Raw genomic sequence first — 17,144 nt, forward strand, 5'->3', positions numbered from 1 at the left:
ACAAGAAGTCTAACCTTTTTCCTTCGGACAGTCAATAACGGGAGAATCGCTGGAGGGGACGATAAAGATATCGGGCCTCGTCCAAGTGCGACGAGACCCGATATCCTTACGAATCTTATTAAAGAAAGAATCCGTTACCTATTGTTTTCTCACTTAAAAATAGACATGTCACCGACGGAGAAGGACAGACCGACCATCTCGTCGTTCTGGAAACCCTCCCTGTCGGTCGGCAGATCGACCTTGATCGGTACGTCGACCTCATCCAGCTTCACAGAGTAACGGACAACCGCCCCCATGAAAGTCCTCTTGGCTATCCTTCCAACGGGATATCCTTCGGCTGGACGCGATAGATCGATTTTCTCCGGCCTTATAGCCACGAGGCAATCCGACGGCAGAGAATCGAGGTCTTTGCTAAACGATCGGAAAATCGAGGGATCGAGCATGTTCACCCTTCCCAGGAAATCGGCGACGAACGGGGTTGCCGGTCTCTGATAGAGGTCTCTCGGCATTCCCTGCTGCTCTATACTTCCGGAATTCATCACCACGATACGATCCGCTATGCTCATGGCCTCCTCTTGATCGTGGGTAACCAACAGAGTGGTCACCTTCAGATCCTCCACCACCGTTCTGAGGTCCTCCCTGAGATCGGATCGAAGCCTGGCATCCAGGTTCGAAAGCGGCTCGTCCAGGAGCAGCAGTTCCGGCTCTATAACCAGAGATCTGGCCAAGGCCACTCGCTGCTGCTGTCCCCCCGATAACTCGGATATCCTTCTTTCCTCGTACCCTTTCAGACGGACCATGGAAAGGGCCTCTGCAACCTTGGCCGCGATCCTCTTTTTGGAGAATCTGCGCCGTCTCAGACCGTAGGCCACGTTTTCGTACACGTCCAGATGAGGGAAAAGAGCGTAGTTCTGAAAGACCATTCCTATATTTCTAGCGCCGGGAGGCAGTTTTGTTATATCCCTTCCTCCGAGCAGGACTCTGCCCTCGTCGGGAGCCAGAAGTCCCGTGACTATGCGGAGAGCCGTCGTTTTTCCACATCCCGACGGTCCCAGAAGGCAACAGAGCTCTCCTGAAGGGACCTCCAAGGAAAACCCCGACAGGACTTTCGTCTTTCCGTACCCCTTGGATATTCCGTCCAATCTGAGTCCTTCGGCGTTCATCTCGACACGTTCTCCCTGAACATCCAACGGTTACCCTCCCTTTTCCCCGATAAAAGCACTATGGCGGACATTCCTGCCGCAGAAAGACATATCATGACCACGGAGAGGGCGGCGGCAATACCGATATCTCCCTTAAAGACGGCCTCGAAAACGTCTATCGACAGGAGTTTCGTGCCTGGAGAGACTATAAATATCAACGCTCCTACGGTCTGAACCGTTGCCACGAAAGAATGAAGAGCTGTGACGATCATAGCGGGTCGAGCGATGGGAAGCACTACCCTGAAGAAGACTCCAGAGGGGGAGTCTCCCAGCGAGACCGCCGCATCCTCCACCGCGCCGTCCATCTGACCCAGCATACCGACCCCGGCCCTAACGCCCAGAGGAAGCTCTCTTACGACGGCAAGGACCAACACCAGGACCCACGTTCCGGACAGAAGAAGAGGAGGTCCGTTAAAGGCCAGTATGTAGCCGACACCGAAGAACGTCCCCGGTATGGCGAAAGGGACGGTGGAGAGGAAGTCGAGAACCCTTCTTCCGAAAAAAGTCCTCCTCGCGATCAACCAGGCTATGACCATTCCGATCATCGCGGACGCAAAAGCGCTGGAGGAAGCGAAGATCACCGTGTTGACCATCCCACGCCATCCCCGTTGAAATGCGGCGACGAAGTACGACATGGTAAAGTCGAAATTGGCCCCCAGATGTTTCGTAAAGGCCGCTACGAACACCGATAACAGAAGAAACCAGACGGAGACGGAGAACAAGGCAGAGGCGGACCAGATGCAGGCGGAGGGCAAAGCCGGAAAATCAATCGCCTTGTGCGATCCTCCCGATGAACGTCGCACCCGGTCGGAATTCCTCTGGAACATCCGAAAGATCCAGAAAGCGACCAGACAGATGAAGAGCAACATGGCGTTCATGGTCGAGGCCATCTCGAGATCGTAAGACCCTATAAGCTGAGTGTAGGACGTAGAGGCCAAGGTCCCGAATCTCCCCCCGAGAAATAGAGGCGTGCTGAAATCCGCCATGGAACACATGAATATCAAGACCGCCGAAGCGGCCAACCCGGGACGCAAAAGAGGAAGTGTCACGGTTCGAAAGACATCCCACTCGGACGCCCCCAGCGTTCTGGCTGCGTCCTCTTCCCTGCCGTCGATGGAAAGCAGGGCCGCCGAGAGGATTAAAAAAGCCGTGGTCGTGAAGTTCATCGTCTGGACTATAGCGACGCTTTTCCAGCTGTATATCGCCAGCTTGAGATGAAGCATCTTATAGGTTATAAGGCCGTTTCTACCGAAGAGAAACAGATAGGCGAGTGAGGCCACGAAACCCGGAATGACCAGGGGAATTACCGCCGCGACCCTGAAGAAGGGACGCAGCGGTAATTCGGTCTTGAACACCGTAAGAGAGAGACACAGCCCCATCGCGATGGAGCTGAACGCCACAAGAAGAGCCACGAGAACGCTCTGCCAAAGCACCTGAAAGAGGTGCGGCTGGGTCGCGAAGGACACGAAATTATCGAATCCCGGCGCTCCGTCCACAAAGAAGCTCTTCGTCAACACCATACAGGATGGATATACGACGAAGGTGATCAGAAAAACGAGAAGAACCGACGGAAGCGGAGCCGGCTTTTCTATTACGGAATTTCTCCAGGAAATCACCTTCGAAACCTTAGTTGAACTGCGGGAAAAGTTTCGAGAACTCCGCCAGGACATCGGCCCTGGAGGTCCCCCATTTGACGTGATCGTACGGAATCAGGTTCAGGTCCTTCAATCTCGGGACACCTTCCAGAGGCTCCACGTCCGTCGTGGGAACTCTGGGATTCGCTCTCATGAGAACCTTCTGTCCCTCCGGCGACAGGGCCCAATCGACGAATTTCTCGGCTCCCTCCATGTTCTTGGCTCCCTTGACTATCGCAACCGGAGAAGGCCATGCCAACACACCGTCTTTAGGGAAAACCGTCTTTACCGGGGCATCCGGGTTGTTCATCTTTATGCTGTGAGGATCGGGGACTATCCCTACGGCAAACTCGCCCTGAACGGCCTTGGTGCCAGGCGTACCGCCGCTCTTCTCGAGAAACGGAATGTTCCCGTACAGCCTCTCGAGATAACTCCACCCCTTCTCTTCGCCGAACATCTGCAACACACCGGAAACGGTGGTATAGGCGGTACCGGACGTCTTCGGATTGGAGGCCAGGACCTCGTCCTTAAAGGAGGAATCCGCTATGGCCTCCCACGAATCCGGAATCGGCAATCCCACGGACTCCGCCCTCTCAGTGTTGACCAGCAATCCGACGACCACGAGGGAAACTCCGGTCCAATAGCCTTCGCCGTCCCTGAAGGCATCGGCCACCCTCTTGGCGTTCGGCGAATCGTAGGGGACTATCAGTCCGTCGGCCTTGGCCTGTATAAAGGCATCCGAACCGCCTCCGAACCATACATCCGTCCTAGGATTGGAACGCTCGGCCTTGAGCCTGGTCAAGACCTCTCCCGAGGACATCGGCAGAAATTCGACCTTTATGCCGGTCGCCTTTTCGAACTCGGAGGCTATAAGCTCAGGATGGCTGTAAGCCACGTACATCCTCAAGGTTCCCTCGTCGGCGAAAACCGTACCGACTGCCAGGACCAAGACCACGATAGACGAAAAAAACACGGCGCTTATTCTCTTCAAAACAAAACCCTCCAAATTTAAGTATTTGTTATAAACCCTATGAAAAATACAACGGGTTACGGGAAATTATATTCGTACACCGGCGAAATCACAACCGGCACGGGGCAGTACGACGCAAAAAAAGGAGAACCCCGTACGGGGCCCTCCATGAATTAACGATATACATCGGACGTCGCTATCCTCTAGACAAACGGTCCACACCGCGGCAGCGCCGGAAAAACGGACAGCTTTCGCAGCGCTCCTCTCTCTTCGGCCAGGGACCGGCAGCCGCGTCCAGCGAATCCTTACGGATCTCCTCGGCCAGACATTCCCAGTCGTCGAAGGGGCTCAGGAAAACTTTCTCCGATCGTCCCCCTTCCCTGAGACGCCACAGGGCCAGGTCGACGGACGAAGCGTCCATACCGAGGGTCACGGCCAAGCCGTAGAATCTAAGCTGGTCCTCGTATAGCCCTTCGGGAGCCCCTCCCTCCAGGGTTATCTTGTAATCCCGAATCGAATAGGCTCCGTCGCCTCCGGGCCACATAACGTCCACAGCCCCTACCAACAGGGGGCCGTTCCTCAAGGGAACCCTGAACGGAGCCTCTCTCATGAGAACTCCCGAATCCCTCAGAGGGCGAAGCTTTCGCCCCTCCTCGGAGGAGATCAGGTCGACGAGCCACCCTCTCAGCCTCTCCTTGGTCTCCAGATCGCCCCATATGGGTCTAAGATCTCCTGGGAGCGAGGATCTTTCCGAGGAAAGCAGTTTTTCCAGCCCCTCGACGGAGAAGTCCCACCGGGCCAGGATCCAATGGGCGAGGCTTCCCATGTCCGGACCGCCTCCCGTCTCGCCGTCGGGCTGTTCCCAGGTCAGGTCCAGGCCCTGACGAAAACGGAGCCTCCAACCGTAGGGACAATGACGGTAAAGGGCCCAGGAGGTGGCGCTGATTCTCTCCAGTCCTCCGGACGATCCGGATATGGTCACTATCGGACCTCTCTCGGGCAGAGACCTCTCGACCGACCTTTCCGGGGGATCTCCCTCCGCATCGGACGCCTTATCGACCTCTCCGGAGCGGATCGCCATGTCGAACCAGGAGTCCTCCGGGGGATCCCACGAACCGCTCAACACCAGACAATCTCTGGCCCTGGTGCAGGCCACGTAAAAGAGCCTCTCGCTCTCCTCTTTCTCGGCTGTCTCCTCCAACAGTCTGTGGACCTTTCTGCTGATAGGGTCTCCGTCACCGCCGTCGTCCCTGGAAAGAGCGGCTCCCAGATAGGCGGAGGGCATGAGCGACGACGGAAAACCCTTTCCGTTGGAGTCGCAACCGGCGACTACCACCACGGGAAACTCCAACCCCTTCGAGGCGTGGACAGTCATCACCCTGACGACGTCCTCATCCGGCCCGACCGCCCCGGCCTCCTCTTCCTTGGCCCTCTTCCTCAGGGCCTCCCCCAGCCACGAGGCGGCGCCGGAAAGTCCGTTGCCCAGGGTAGACTCGTATTCCCGAAGGAGGTCCACCGTTCTCCTCAGATTCGCCGCCACTCCCCGCCTCTTCCACTCGGCGAAACGGTCGAGAACGGCTCCGTCGGCGACCAGTTCCTCCATGACACGGGAGGCCCCCTGGACCAGCCCTATCTCCCTCCATCTCTCGAGCCGGGTGAAGATCTCCGGATACCGACCCTTCAGTTCCTCCGACAGGTCCTTTCCGGCGGACCGGTCGAGCAACCGCGATCCGTCCGCCAGAGAGAGACCGGAAAAGGGAGAACAGATGTATCCCGCCAAGGAGAGATGGTCCTCTCGGTCGAATAGACACCGCAGCAGGGCGACGCAATCCTGCACCTCGGTCCTGGCGTAATAGCCGGTGTTCTTCTCAAAGTGGAGGGGGATGCCCCAGAGATCTCCCAGCACCCTCTGGATCGATGGGAAGAGAGTCCTGGAGGGAACCAGTATGGCTATATCCCTCCACCTCATTGTCCTCGCCGACGATTCCGCCTTGTCCCAGATCGTTTCCTCCCCTACCATGCCGGTCAGTTTGGCCGCCAGAAGGGATGCGGAACGATCCCGTCTGTCCTCGGCGGATAGACTTTCGTCCTCTCCCGCTTCCAGTACTATGTTTTCCCAGGGAACGACCGATACGTCTTGTCTGGCCCCGTGCCAGGGTTGATCCACCGGCGGTCTGAGCGATTCGTAACGGTGATGCAGAGCGGCTCCCAGGCCGTCTCTCCATATGTGGCCGAACAGGCGGTTCACTCGGTCGAGAAGGACATCCCTGGTCCTGAAGCTGACGTCGAGGGATACGTAACGCCCCCCATTCCGGGCTTTCGATATATAGCTCCCGAAGAGGGACAGGTCGGCGTGACGAAACCGATAGATGGACTGTTTCAGGTCCCCCACCAGAAAGAGCCTTGCGTCCCCGTCCGATACCACCGAACGGATGAGCCTGTCCTGAAGACCGTTGGTGTCCTGAAACTCGTCCACCAGGACCTCTTTGAACCGCCCGGCGTATTCCCTGTTTCTCTCCAGGGCTCGACCGGCGTGGAGGAGCATGTCGTCGAAGGCTATGAGCCCTCTTCCGCTCTTTCTGCTTTCCCAACAGAACCAGCACAGGGCGACGAGTCTCAACAGCCCTCTGGTAAGGTCCAGCTCTCTCTGACTCCAGCCCTCCTCCGCCAGACTCCAGATGAAGGATCGGTTCAATATGCTCTCTCGATGGTCCTTGACCTTCTCCTCCGGCAGGAGCGACGCTATGGAGTCGGCCAGCTTTCCCCGTGCTCCCTTTATCGCCTCACAGAGGTCCTTAAGAAAGGCTATATAGCGGTCCTCCTCGACCTCCTCGCACCACCGGTCCCTCAATGCGGCCAGACGAATTCCCAGCTTCGTGTCGCCCAGGGCCAGATCGGACAGTATCCCCCTCGGGCCGCACCACATCCGGTGGATCGACCGCCATTCCTCAACCGAGGCCGCGATCAAGGGGGCGATCACCGCCTCGTGACGTTCGTCGAGATCCTCCGCCCAGGAGAGCAGGTCTTCCGGACGGTCCCCTCTGCTGGAGGATATGTCCATAAGACCTTTTGCGAAATGGACCACGCCGGAGGGCCCGTAGTTTTCAAGAAGCTCCAGTGTCATGGGATGCTCCATCAGGGCCATGCCGAAATCCCTGACCTCGCCGGAGAGATTGCGGCCCACCCAGTGACGGTCCAGCCTGTCCAGACAGTCGGTCATCTGAGCCCAGAACAGGTCCTCCTCCGGAGCGGAGACCACCCGGCTGGCCGGATCCAGATCCAGAGAGAGCCCCGACTCCCTTATGACCCTGGAGGAAAAGGAATGTATGGTCGATATGTAGGAATCCTCCAGGCTTTCCAGTCCCTCCCTTAGAGCGGCGGAAACGGTCGGAAGTCCCTTCGTTTTGGGAAGAAGCCCCTCCATCAGGAGTCGGATCCTCTCGGCCATCTCGGTGGCGGCCTTGTCGGTGAAGGTGAGGGTTAGGATCTCCCCCGCCCTGGCCCTTCCGGTGGCCACGGCCCAAACGAAGCGCCAGGCCAAGGTCCAGGTCTTGCCGGTGCCGGCTCCGGCACTCACCACCACCAGAGACTCCTCTGCCGTAATGGCCTCCTTCTGTGCCGGGAGGGTCGCAGAGGTCACCATATCGGTCAGAGAGGTTATCTCCCTATCGATCGTCATCTTCGTCGTCCTCCCTTCCGTGGAGCTCGCCTCTGCGACAGAGGCCGCTGTAGGGACAGTTTCTACAGGCCTGGTCGTTATCGTAGTTCGGAGGGAAAAGCCCGGAGTTGGCGGCGAATGCGGCTCCCTCCATGACATCCGAGGCGTCTTTCAACCGGGTGTCCAGGGCGACCCTGCTCCTGGGAGAGATCCCCAGAAACTCCCGAAGGTCCTCGTCGGCGGCTCCTACGACCTTCTGATCCCTCTGACAGATAAAGCCGTATCCCCCCACTCGGGACATCTCGAAGGGCAGGCTGTCCGAGAGCTCGAGAGACCTGGCGTAGCAGGCCAGCTGAAGAGAGCGACCGTATTTCGAGGAGCCGCCGGATTTGTAGTCCCATATCAGCACGGTTCCGTCGTTCAACAGGTCTATTCTGTCCGCTATGCCCGTAAAGGGAACCCCGTCGACATCGAGGACCGGAAGCTCCCACTCGAGAAATGACGTGGTCCTCCTGTCTCTGAGTCCCGTATTCTCGAGTTCGCTCAGATAATCGGCTGTTTTCAGGATGTCCTTCAAAAGGACGTCGCCCCTCCGTTTGAGATCCGGAGAGTAGAGCAACCCTCTGTAGACCTCCTCGAGGACGGAGGGCCAGATATCGCAGGCCAGAGAGGCCAGATCCGCGTCTCTATCGGCTTCGTAGGCCTTCCAGACGTCCCGCCATAGCCTGTGGGCCGCCGTTCCCGCCAGCCGTCCGTCGTATCCCGGCCTTTCCGGCGGCTCGAGTCCCAGTATCTGGGAGCATCTGAACATGAAGGGACAGGCAGCGAAGGAGTCTATCGAGCTGAGCCTTATGGAGCGGATCTCCGCCGTGACCGGATCCGAGGGCAGCCGACGGTCCGGCCTGGCCGTCACGATCCCCCTGGGCGGCTCCTGGACCTCGGAGGGCAGTAACGCCGGTTCCTCCCAGCGGGGAAGGACGTTCCCCACCGAACGGACCTCCCTCCCCAGTTCGTCTATCCAACGATCTCTCAAGGCGCCGCCGATGAAGGGGCTCTCCGGCAGTGGGCGCCCCGCCCCGTCCAGAGACGGAGAAGACAGTATCACCAGGTCGTCGCCGCAGGCCAGGATCCTCCTGAAAAGGACCTCCCTCTGAGCCCTTTTCTCCGATATGAGAGGCAGATGGGTCCTGTCCAGCCTGCTGCCCCTGAGATCCATATCGTGAAGAAGTTCCTTGTGGCAATCGCCGAGAAGGGGCGACTCAGCCATGGGTCCGGGCCAGTTCTTCGCTGTAACCCCGCAGAAGGCCCAGATACGATGATGGGCCAACACCGGAGGAGTTCCTCCGTAAAGGGTCATGGTTCCGCTTCGGGAGGCTCCGGGCCAGACGACTGCGCTCTCTGCCCAGACGGAGAGGAACGCTATTCCGTCGCCGCCTTTCAAGACCGCCTTCCCCGGATCGCCCAGGTCGGCCTGGAGCTCGGCGATTCGGTCGAGCTTTCGATCCAATTCCTGGACCGCCGATCCGAGCTCCAGGACGACCTCGTCCAGTTCGGGACGATCCTCCAGCCGTGAGGACAGCACTTCCCGCCAATCCGGAGAGGAGGTCGCCAGTCGTTTCATCGCAAGAAGAAACTCCTCGGCGGTGCCGCCTTTACCGACGGCCTCGGCGAAGGCGACCACCCTCTCCAGAGGTTCAGCCAGACTCTTCTCCGAGGAGGCCAGATCCCGCCACCCCTTGAGACCTCTGGGAGAGGCCATAACAAGCCTCCGCTCCGAAAGACCGTGGCAAAACCAGGGCAGACAGAGAAGCTCCGCCGTAGGTTCGGGCTGCCATCCGTCCCTGTAGCAGTCCCAGGCCCTCCTGACAGTGTCCCACAGGATCGTCTCCGCCACGGTGCGGCCCTCGGACCTCCTGAACGGAACGGAGTAGCGCCTCAACACCTCCGAGGCCAGAGAGGTCGACCGAGAGTCTACTGTCATCCCGACCTCCCCCCAACCGGGGAATTTTCCCGTATCCACCAGAGGGCCTTCGCAGGAGCTCCAGAGGGCCAGGTCCCTGACCACTGTCTCCATCTCGCCTCTGGCCGCCCCTCCCGATATGACGAAACATCCCGCTTGGGAAGGTTTCGATCTTAAGACGTCCGCTCCCTCCAGCTGTGAAGGGGCTCCGTACTCTCCGTCCAGCCCCGCCTCGGGGGACAGCAACGTGACGTCCGCCCCATTTCTCACCATGGCCCGTACCATGCCGAGCTGAGAGTGGGTAAAACTGTAGAAGCCCACCAGGACGATCCTCCATCGCCTAAGCCATTTTGCCGCCTCCGGATTTTCTTCGATAAGGGAGGCCATCTCGGTGGAGACCGCGGCGCTGTCCATAAGGCCTCTGGATCTCAACAGCTCCAGGTAACGACGGTAGAGGTTCGCCAGCAGCCAGGACGGCTCTTCAGGATGATCCTCTCCGTCGGGGTATAGAGCCTCCGACAGGGCCTCCGGAGGGACCTCCTCCCTTATAAGCTCCCTGACCGTCTGCCCCAGGGTCTGGACGAAACTCGATTGTCCCGTGCCGGGAGGCATGGAATCGCCCCATTTAGTCAGGCTTTCCCGAACCAGATGGTGAAGGGCCAGCCAGTGGTCGGGCGGATCGATCTGCACCATAGGTGCCGATCCCGCGGCGGAGCAGGCCTCTCGATATAGGTCGTCCCAGCGCCAGATTCGGAAGGCTTCCCTGCCGAAGGCCCCTTCCTCGAGCAGGATATCCTTGAGCCACTCCCGATCCGACGATCCCGGGACGAGGTAGACCACCGGGTTGCCCGGTTCCCTCGAAATCCTCGACAGGATCGGTTTCATCGATCCGACTTTTCTGTATTCGTATATCCTCAAAGCCATAAAAATCCTCCGATGCAGGCAAATTAAAGAGGGAGGCCATCCCGCCTCCCCTGACTCCACCTATCGTCAGGTCATCACCAACCCAGCGACCGACTTCATTTTTATAGTATCTACCAGTAGAACGGAAACTTCAAGTTTCATATCGATCTAACTGATGTTACAATGGTGAAAATCTACGTAATCGAAGGAGGACTTGAAATGGGAACATCGGCGATCATATTATCGGCGATTGCGGCAGTCGGGGCTCTTTGGGCCGTCACGGCCTACAACGGTCTCGTCAAGAAGAGGACCATGGTCGAGGAGGCCTGGAGCGGGATATCGGTCCAGCTAAAACGCAGACACGACTTGATACCCAACCTCATGAACACGGTAAAGGGATACGCATCCCACGAGAAAGAGGTGTTCGAAAAGGTATCCGAGGCCAGATCGGCTTCCATGTCGGCCGGATCGGTAGGCGACTCCGCAAAGGCCGAATCCATACTGACCGGAGCTCTGAGAAGCCTCTTCGCCGTGGCCGAGGCCTACCCCGACCTGAAGGCCAACGAGAACTTCGTCCAGCTTCAGGGACAGCTTTCCTCCCTGGAGGACGAGATCCAGATGGCGAGACGTTACTACAACGGCTCTGCCAGAAACCTGAACATCGCGGTACAGACCTTCCCCACCAACCTGATCGCGTCGACGTTCGGATTCAAGAAGGCCGAGTTCTTCGAGCTGGAGGACCGCTCCGAGGGAGAGGTTCCTCTGGTGTCCTTTTAGCGACATGAGGTCAAATATAAGGCCGGCGAAAGCGGTCGCCCTTTTTCTTCTGGGGCTGCTCCTCTGCGCTCTGCCCGTAGAGGCGACGGAGGTCATATCCGACTTCCGAAGCGACGTATCCGTCGAGATAGACGGAACCGTTAAGGTGACGGAGACCATATCGGTCATGGCGGAAGGCCGGGACATAAAAAGGGGTATATTCAGGGATTTCCCCACCGTCTACGAGAGACCAGAAGGAGAAACCGTGACGGTCCCCTTCGAGGTTAGCGAGGTGACGAGAGACGGAAGACCCGAGAAGTGGAGCACCGAGGGGCTGTCCAACGGAGTCAGGGTGAGGATAGGAAACCCGGATCACATTCTGTCCAGGGGGGAGCACCGCTACACCATCTCTTACACCACCGCCCGTCAGATAGGCTTTTACGAGGAATACGACGAGCTATACTGGAACGTCACGGGAAACGGCTGGATGTTCCCCATCGAAAAGGCATCCTGCACGGTAAACCTCCCGGAAGGAGCCAGGATACTCCAGACCGGAGCCTGGACCGGAATTCAGGGCTCGAAGGACAGACACGCCGTAATGAAGGCGGAGGGAGGCGAGGCATCCTTCACCATCACCAGACCCTTAGCTCCGGGAGAGGGGCTTACCATAGCTCTGTCCTGGCCTAAGGGAATCGTAGCTCCTCCCGCAAAAAACGCCTATTTCATGACCGATCACGGTCTGGACCTGGCGTTCGGGGGGACCACCCTGATCGGTCTGATCTACTTCTTCTGGGCCTGGCTGAAGGTCGGCAAAGACCCTAAGAAGGGCATCATCGTTCCGAGGTTCCTGCCTCCCGAGGGAATGTCTCCCGCAGCGGTGAGGCAGCTGTCCATAATGGGTTTCGACGGCAGGTCCTTCTCCTCCGCCATAATATCCCTGGCCGTAAAGGGGTATCTGGTGATATCCGAGGAGGAGGGGTTCTTCAAAAAGTACAAGATAACGAAGACCCCTGAAGACAGGCGAAAGGGAGCCCTTCCTCCGGAGGAGAAAAGGCTGTTCGACACCCTACTGGGCAGCAGGGAGAGCATCCTTCTGAAACAGGAAAATCACGAGACCCTGGGGGCGGCGAAGGAAGCCCTTTCGGACAGCCTTAACGCCGAATACGGAAGGCTCTACGATAACAACCTCGGCTACGGAATAATAGGGACGTTGATCATGGCGGCCATCCTGGTTCCGTCGTTCTTCCTGTTCGGAAGAGGAGACGAAGAGATCTTCTTCGGACTGGGCACGACCGTGGCCACGTTGGTCATGGGCTTCATGGTCATGGGGCTGATCAGGAACCTGCGGAAGACGTGGAGGGAGAACTCCGGTTTCAAGGCATTCTTCAAGATCCTGATAAAAACGCTGGGATTGCTTCTGACGCTTTTCTTTATGCTGATGACCATATCTCTGGCTTTCTACATACTATCGCCCATATGCGCCATGACCATGCCGATAATAGCCTTCATACCGGTGTTCTTCATTCCCATACTGAGAGCACCTACCAAAGCGGGCAGAATCCTGATGGACGAGATAGAGGGATTCTCCATGTACATTAAGGTCGCGGAGGAAGATCGCCTCAACCTCCTCAACCCTCCGGAGAAAACCCCCGAGCTGTTCGAGAGATACCTGCCCTACGCCCTGGCTCTGGGACTGGAGCAAAAATGGGGAGAGAAGTTCGCATCGGTGCTCTCCTCCGTCGATTCGGGCGACGGCGGATATAACCCGACGTGGTACGTAGGATCCGCCCCTCTGTATGCGGCAGGCATGGGAGATTTCGCGTCCTCTCTGGGGTCCTCCTTCTCGGACGCGATCTCCTCGGCCTCTACCGCCCCGGGGTCGGATTCCGCCTTTTCCGGGGGAGGCGGAGGCGGCTCTGCCGGAGGAGGCGGAGGCGGCGGCGGAGGAGGCGGCTGGTAGACGAAAGAGAGAGTGCGGGGATCACTCCCCGCACTCTTCGTTCAAAAACCTCAAAGCTTCCTCGAAGCGATATTCCTCTATCATCACGCCTATCATCTCTGCATCCTCCTGGGACAGATCACCTCGATCGACCATCTCCTCGAGAGCCAACCTGGACTCTCTCGGTCGATGTCCCGCAAGGGATTCCTCGAGAGAGTAGACCATATGGGGTACCTTCGGTTCCCCCTTCCGACCGGAATCCTCCAACCCCGACTCGGCCCTCTTGAGATCGCTACCACAGTATTCCTCCTTGAAGAGAGGCAAATACATAGAAACTATGGTTCCCTTTCTTTCCTCCGTCTCCATGGAAAAACCTCCACCGTGGGACCGAACTATACCGAAGACCTCCGGCAATCCCATACCGATCGAGTTCATCTTGGTGGAGAAGAAAGGCTCCATTATCCTGGAGAGATCGCTTCTGCGAATTCCCGAACCGTGATCCTCCACCGATATGCGGATGAAATCGCCCGGTGAGGGATCTCCCAACAGTTCCGCGCAGCTTTCCTCGTCCAGACGGGCAAAACCGGTGTAGACTGTGACGACGTCGCCTTCGGGATCGGCCTCCTTGGCGTTCAAAATCAAATTCATGAACGCATTGTACAGCTGCCCCTCGTCGCCCAGCACTCGACCGATAGGGGCCTTCAGATACAGCTTGACCTTGGGGCCATCTTCAAATCCGTGGGAAAAAAGGCCTTGCAGCTTCAATAAAACATCGTGTACGTCCACCGGGCAGAAATCCACGTCTCCCTTTTTGGAAAACGCCAGAAGCTTCCTTATGAGCGACAAGGCCCGTTCGGAAACGTCGAGAATCCTGCTCCCTATGATCCTGGCCGAGGGATCGCTGGAATCCTCTCGAAGGGTCTCGCCGTAGCCGGAGACGGCCTGAAAATAGGCAACGAAATCGTTGGCGATCCCACCGGTGAGCTCTCCCAGAGAACGGAGCTTCTCCGTCTGTCGGATAAGCCTCTCCAGCCGTCTCTCCTCCGTAACATCCCTGATCAAAAGGGCGAACTGCCCCTCTTCCGGCGAGAACACCACCATGTCCCAGACCGTTCCCTTTTCGATAGAGGAATGGACGAACCTCTTAGACTCTCCCGAGGCGGCTACCGAATGATACAGATCGAAAAGAAGAAAATCCTCGCCGGGAAACAGCTCCAAGGCGGTTTTTCCCACGAGTTCCTTCTTTTCTTTACCGGTCAGCTTCTCGTAGGCCCGATTGACCTCCAGCAGCCTGTAGTTCCACGGCTTGCCCTCTTCGTCCGTCATTATCTCGTTGAGGGACATGGCGTCCACCAGATTATCGAACAGCGATTCGTATCTTTTCTCGGCAAATCGCACCCTGCTGGAGGCCCTGACTTTATCCGAAAGATCCCTAACGACCGTCATCACGACGGGGTAATCCCACAGGGGGATGACCCTGGCCGATAACTCCGCCGGAAAGATCCGGCCGTCCTTTCTCAACAGATTCAGAGTAAGCAGCAGCTCCCCTTCGTCCAGGAGCCTGTCGAACATACCCTCCGCCTCGTCCCTGGAGCTGGAATCCACCATATCTATAACAGGACGACCGACCAGCTCCTCCATGGAGAAACCCAACATACGGCAAAAACCGTCGTTTACCTCCGATATCCTATTCGGCATGCTCGAGCGAATGGTACCGCTTATGAAAGCACCGTCGCCCATGGAGTTGAAAAGCTGCCAGTATTTCTTCTCGCTCTCCCAATGAGACTCCTCCGCCCTCTTTCTCATGGAGATGTCCCTCAGGAACATAAGGGTTCCTCCCGCCCCATCCGGTTTCATCGGAAATATCTCTATGTCCACCGGAGCCGAAGATCCGTCCTTTCTAAGGAGCCTCTCCTCCCCCACCACTATATGCCTGGTGGCGGCGTTGGGGATCCTATCCCGGATAACGGCCCTGTCGTCGGGATGTATAAGGTCGATCAGGGGACGACCGACTATGGCTTCCTGATCCTCGTAGCCGAGGATGCTGACGGCCTTTCTATTGGCGAACGATACCCCGTCGCCATCGTAGACCAACAGCCCGTAGAGTACCGAATCCAGTATGGAAAGACACATCTCGCCTTGGGGGAAAGGCAGCACCATCTGGAGACCTCCTTTTTTTACAAAAGTTCAATCCAATATTTTTTATGAATAAGGGTTGACAGGTTCACGGCCGAGGTATATCATAAACTCAACTTCAAGAACGACACCAAAATAAACTATACTAAGGAGGAACGGACCATGTGGAACAAGGACGACTGCGGGAACTGGTATCCCCTGATGAGCTCGGTAACCGAGATCGAATCGACGTCTTCTCTGTGGGACAAGGACAGCGAGGGGAACTGGTATCTCCGAAGAGTCGTCCAGGAAAACACCGTTTCGGTTCACTGATCCGTAAAAACATAAACGCAGGACGGGGCCTTTAAAGGTCCCGTCCTTTTTTCAGGGCGCGAACCCCGCGTCTCTACAGATTTTAAGGTGAACACAGTCGCCTCTGGAGGCGAACTCCTCGCAGCTGCACCGAAGACGAGGCAGATCTACGAAATACCGTCCATCTCCGTCGGAGAAGACGACTATCTCCACCACCGCCTGCCGAGGAATCTCGTCCTTCCCGGAGAACAGGTCGTCCGAGGGAGCCAGGCCGTCCATGGCGAGGTTGGCCATGCGGTCCGCCTCGGAGTTATCCTTCCTGGGAACCCAGCGGAACCTCACCGACAGGCCCTTAGCCAATGCGTTGAACTCCTCGGCCAGAACGCCCAGCCTCGGTTCCTTTATCTTCCAGGCTCCCGAGAGCTGGTTGATCACCAGCTTGCTGTCCCCGCAGAGCTCTATCTCGCTCAAGCCACGACGAAGCACCTCTTTAAGGGCCAAGATGGCCGCCATATATTCCGCCTCGTTGTTGGTCCTCTCTCCCAGGGGCTCTGCCCCCTTCCATACGAGACGTCCTCCGTCGTCGTACAGGGCCGCCCCCGCTCCGGCTACGCCGGGGTTGCCTCGAGAACCGCCGTCGAAATGGGCCTTCCAGACCATCTCAGCCTCTCTTGCCTCTGAGCTGTCCGCAGGCGGCGTCTATATCCGTTCCCTTTTCCTTCCTCAGCTCGACCTCCAGCCCCAATTCTCTCAAGGTCGCCATAAAGGGGTTTATCCGGCTGGCCGAGGGTCTGCCGTAACGGTCCACCACCGGGTTGTAGGGGATCAGGTTTATGTAAACATCCAGATCGGACAGAAGAGCCGCGATCTCGTAGGCCATGGAGGGCTCGTCGTTGATCCTCTTGAGCAGGACGTACTCCACGGTGATCCTGTTGCCGGTCTTTTTCTGGAACTCCTGAAGGGCCTCTATCACCTGCCCCAGAGGGTAACGCTCGTTGACCGGCATGAGCTTCGAGCGAATTTCGTCGTTCGGAGCGTGCAGAGAAAAGGAGAGTCTAACGTCGAGCCCCGAATCGGCCAAGGCCAGAATGCCCGGAACTACCCCTGAGGTCGATATGGTTATCCTCCTGATCCCCATTCCCCTCATCTTGGGATGGTTAAGGATTTCGATGGCCTTCTTTACGTTCTCCCAGTTGAGCAAAGGCTCTCCCATTCCCATGAAGACTATGTTCTTTATGTCCTGCCCCAGCCAGGATTCCATCGCCAGGAAATGCCCCACTATCTCTCCCACGGTGAGGTTCCGAACGAAACCCTGTCTTCCGGTAGCGCAGAAATCGCACCGGAGAGGGCATCCTACCTGGGTGGAGAGACAGGCGGTATGGTGGTTGCCGTGGTCCATCAGGACCGACTCCACCTCCTGACCGTCGAGAAAACGCCACAGAAACTTTACCGTTCCGTCCGAAGATTTCTGGACATCCACGGCGAAGGGCGGCTGAACGTACAGATGCCCCTCCAGCTTCGAACGAAGTTCCTTGGAGAGGTTCGTCATTCTGTGTATATCGAAAACCTTTTTCCCGTATATCCATTGACAGAGCTGATCCGCTCTGTAAGACGGCTCTCCCGTCTCGTCGACGAAATTCCGCCACTCATCGTAATTGAACTCTAGACCGTAGGTCATATCCGACATGGTGTTCC

The 17,144-nt window shown here is 57.6% G+C and carries 11 protein-coding genes; 3 read left to right on the top strand and 8 right to left on the bottom strand.

The features are described 5' to 3' along the window. Positions 1–149: 149 nt before the first annotated feature. The 5 genes from L2W58_RS05895 to L2W58_RS05915 form a co-directional block, all read right to left on the bottom strand. Positions 150–1,190, bottom strand: a complete 1,041-nt coding sequence (locus L2W58_RS05895; RefSeq protein WP_236102376.1) for an ABC transporter ATP-binding protein — start codon at positions 1,188–1,190, stop codon at positions 150–152. Next, a complete protein-coding gene (locus tag L2W58_RS05900) occupies positions 1,160–2,818 on the bottom strand; it encodes an ABC transporter permease (protein WP_236102378.1) in 1,659 nt (552 codons plus the stop codon). Before L2W58_RS05900 ends, L2W58_RS05895 begins: the two co-directional genes overlap by 31 nt. A gap of 10 nt (positions 2,819–2,828) precedes the next feature. After that, the gene (locus tag L2W58_RS05905; protein ID WP_236102380.1) at positions 2,829–3,827 is read right to left on the bottom strand and encodes an ABC transporter substrate-binding protein; all 999 of its coding nucleotides are present in this window, start codon (positions 3,825–3,827) and stop codon (positions 2,829–2,831) included. A gap of 175 nt (positions 3,828–4,002) precedes the next feature. After that, positions 4,003–7,485: a UvrD-helicase domain-containing protein gene (locus tag L2W58_RS05910; RefSeq protein WP_236102382.1), complete on the bottom strand. Its 3,483-nt coding sequence runs from the start codon at positions 7,483–7,485 to the stop codon at positions 4,003–4,005. Beyond that, positions 7,472–10,348 carry a PD-(D/E)XK nuclease family protein gene (locus L2W58_RS05915; protein WP_236102383.1) on the bottom strand — a complete coding sequence of 959 codons (2,877 nt, stop codon included), beginning with the start codon at positions 10,346–10,348 and terminating at the stop codon, positions 7,472–7,474. Before L2W58_RS05915 ends, L2W58_RS05910 begins: the two co-directional genes overlap by 14 nt. Before the next feature lie 198 nt (positions 10,349–10,546). Between L2W58_RS05915 and L2W58_RS05920 the strand changes: the two genes are divergently transcribed. Together L2W58_RS05920 and L2W58_RS05925 are read left to right on the top strand one after the other, a co-directional pair. After that, positions 10,547–11,104 carry a LemA family protein gene (locus L2W58_RS05920; RefSeq protein WP_236102385.1) on the top strand — a complete coding sequence of 186 codons (558 nt, stop codon included), beginning with the start codon at positions 10,547–10,549 and terminating at the stop codon, positions 11,102–11,104. A 4-nt stretch (positions 11,105–11,108) separates the two neighbouring features. After that, positions 11,109–13,043: a DUF2207 domain-containing protein gene (locus L2W58_RS05925; RefSeq protein WP_236102387.1), complete on the top strand. Its 1,935-nt coding sequence runs from the start codon at positions 11,109–11,111 to the stop codon at positions 13,041–13,043. A gap of 21 nt (positions 13,044–13,064) precedes the next feature. On the opposite strand, the gene L2W58_RS05930 is transcribed toward L2W58_RS05925, so the two are convergent. Next, positions 13,065–15,182 (bottom strand): PAS domain-containing sensor histidine kinase, encoded by a 2,118-nt coding sequence (locus L2W58_RS05930; RefSeq protein ID WP_236102389.1) that lies wholly within the window; start codon positions 15,180–15,182, stop codon positions 13,065–13,067. Between the two features lie 138 nt (positions 15,183–15,320). On the opposite strand from L2W58_RS05930, the gene L2W58_RS05935 reads away from it, so the two are divergent. Further along, the gene (locus tag L2W58_RS05935; protein ID WP_236102390.1) at positions 15,321–15,470 is read left to right on the top strand and encodes a hypothetical protein; all 150 of its coding nucleotides are present in this window, start codon (positions 15,321–15,323) and stop codon (positions 15,468–15,470) included. Positions 15,471–15,521: 51 nt separating this feature from the next. On the opposite strand, the gene L2W58_RS05940 is transcribed toward L2W58_RS05935, so the two are convergent. Next, the gene (locus tag L2W58_RS05940; protein WP_236102392.1) at positions 15,522–16,109 is read right to left on the bottom strand and encodes a ribonuclease HI family protein; all 588 of its coding nucleotides are present in this window, start codon (positions 16,107–16,109) and stop codon (positions 15,522–15,524) included. A gap of 1 nt (position 16,110) precedes the next feature. Continuing rightward, a complete protein-coding gene (rlmN, locus tag L2W58_RS05945) occupies positions 16,111–17,136 on the bottom strand; it encodes a dual-specificity RNA methyltransferase RlmN (RefSeq protein ID WP_236102394.1) in 1,026 nt (341 codons plus the stop codon). Positions 17,137–17,144: the final 8 nt, after the last annotated feature.

Source organism: Dethiosulfovibrio faecalis, assembly GCF_021568795.1.
GTDB classification, from domain to species: Bacteria; Synergistota; Synergistia; order Synergistales; family Dethiosulfovibrionaceae; genus Dethiosulfovibrio; species Dethiosulfovibrio faecalis.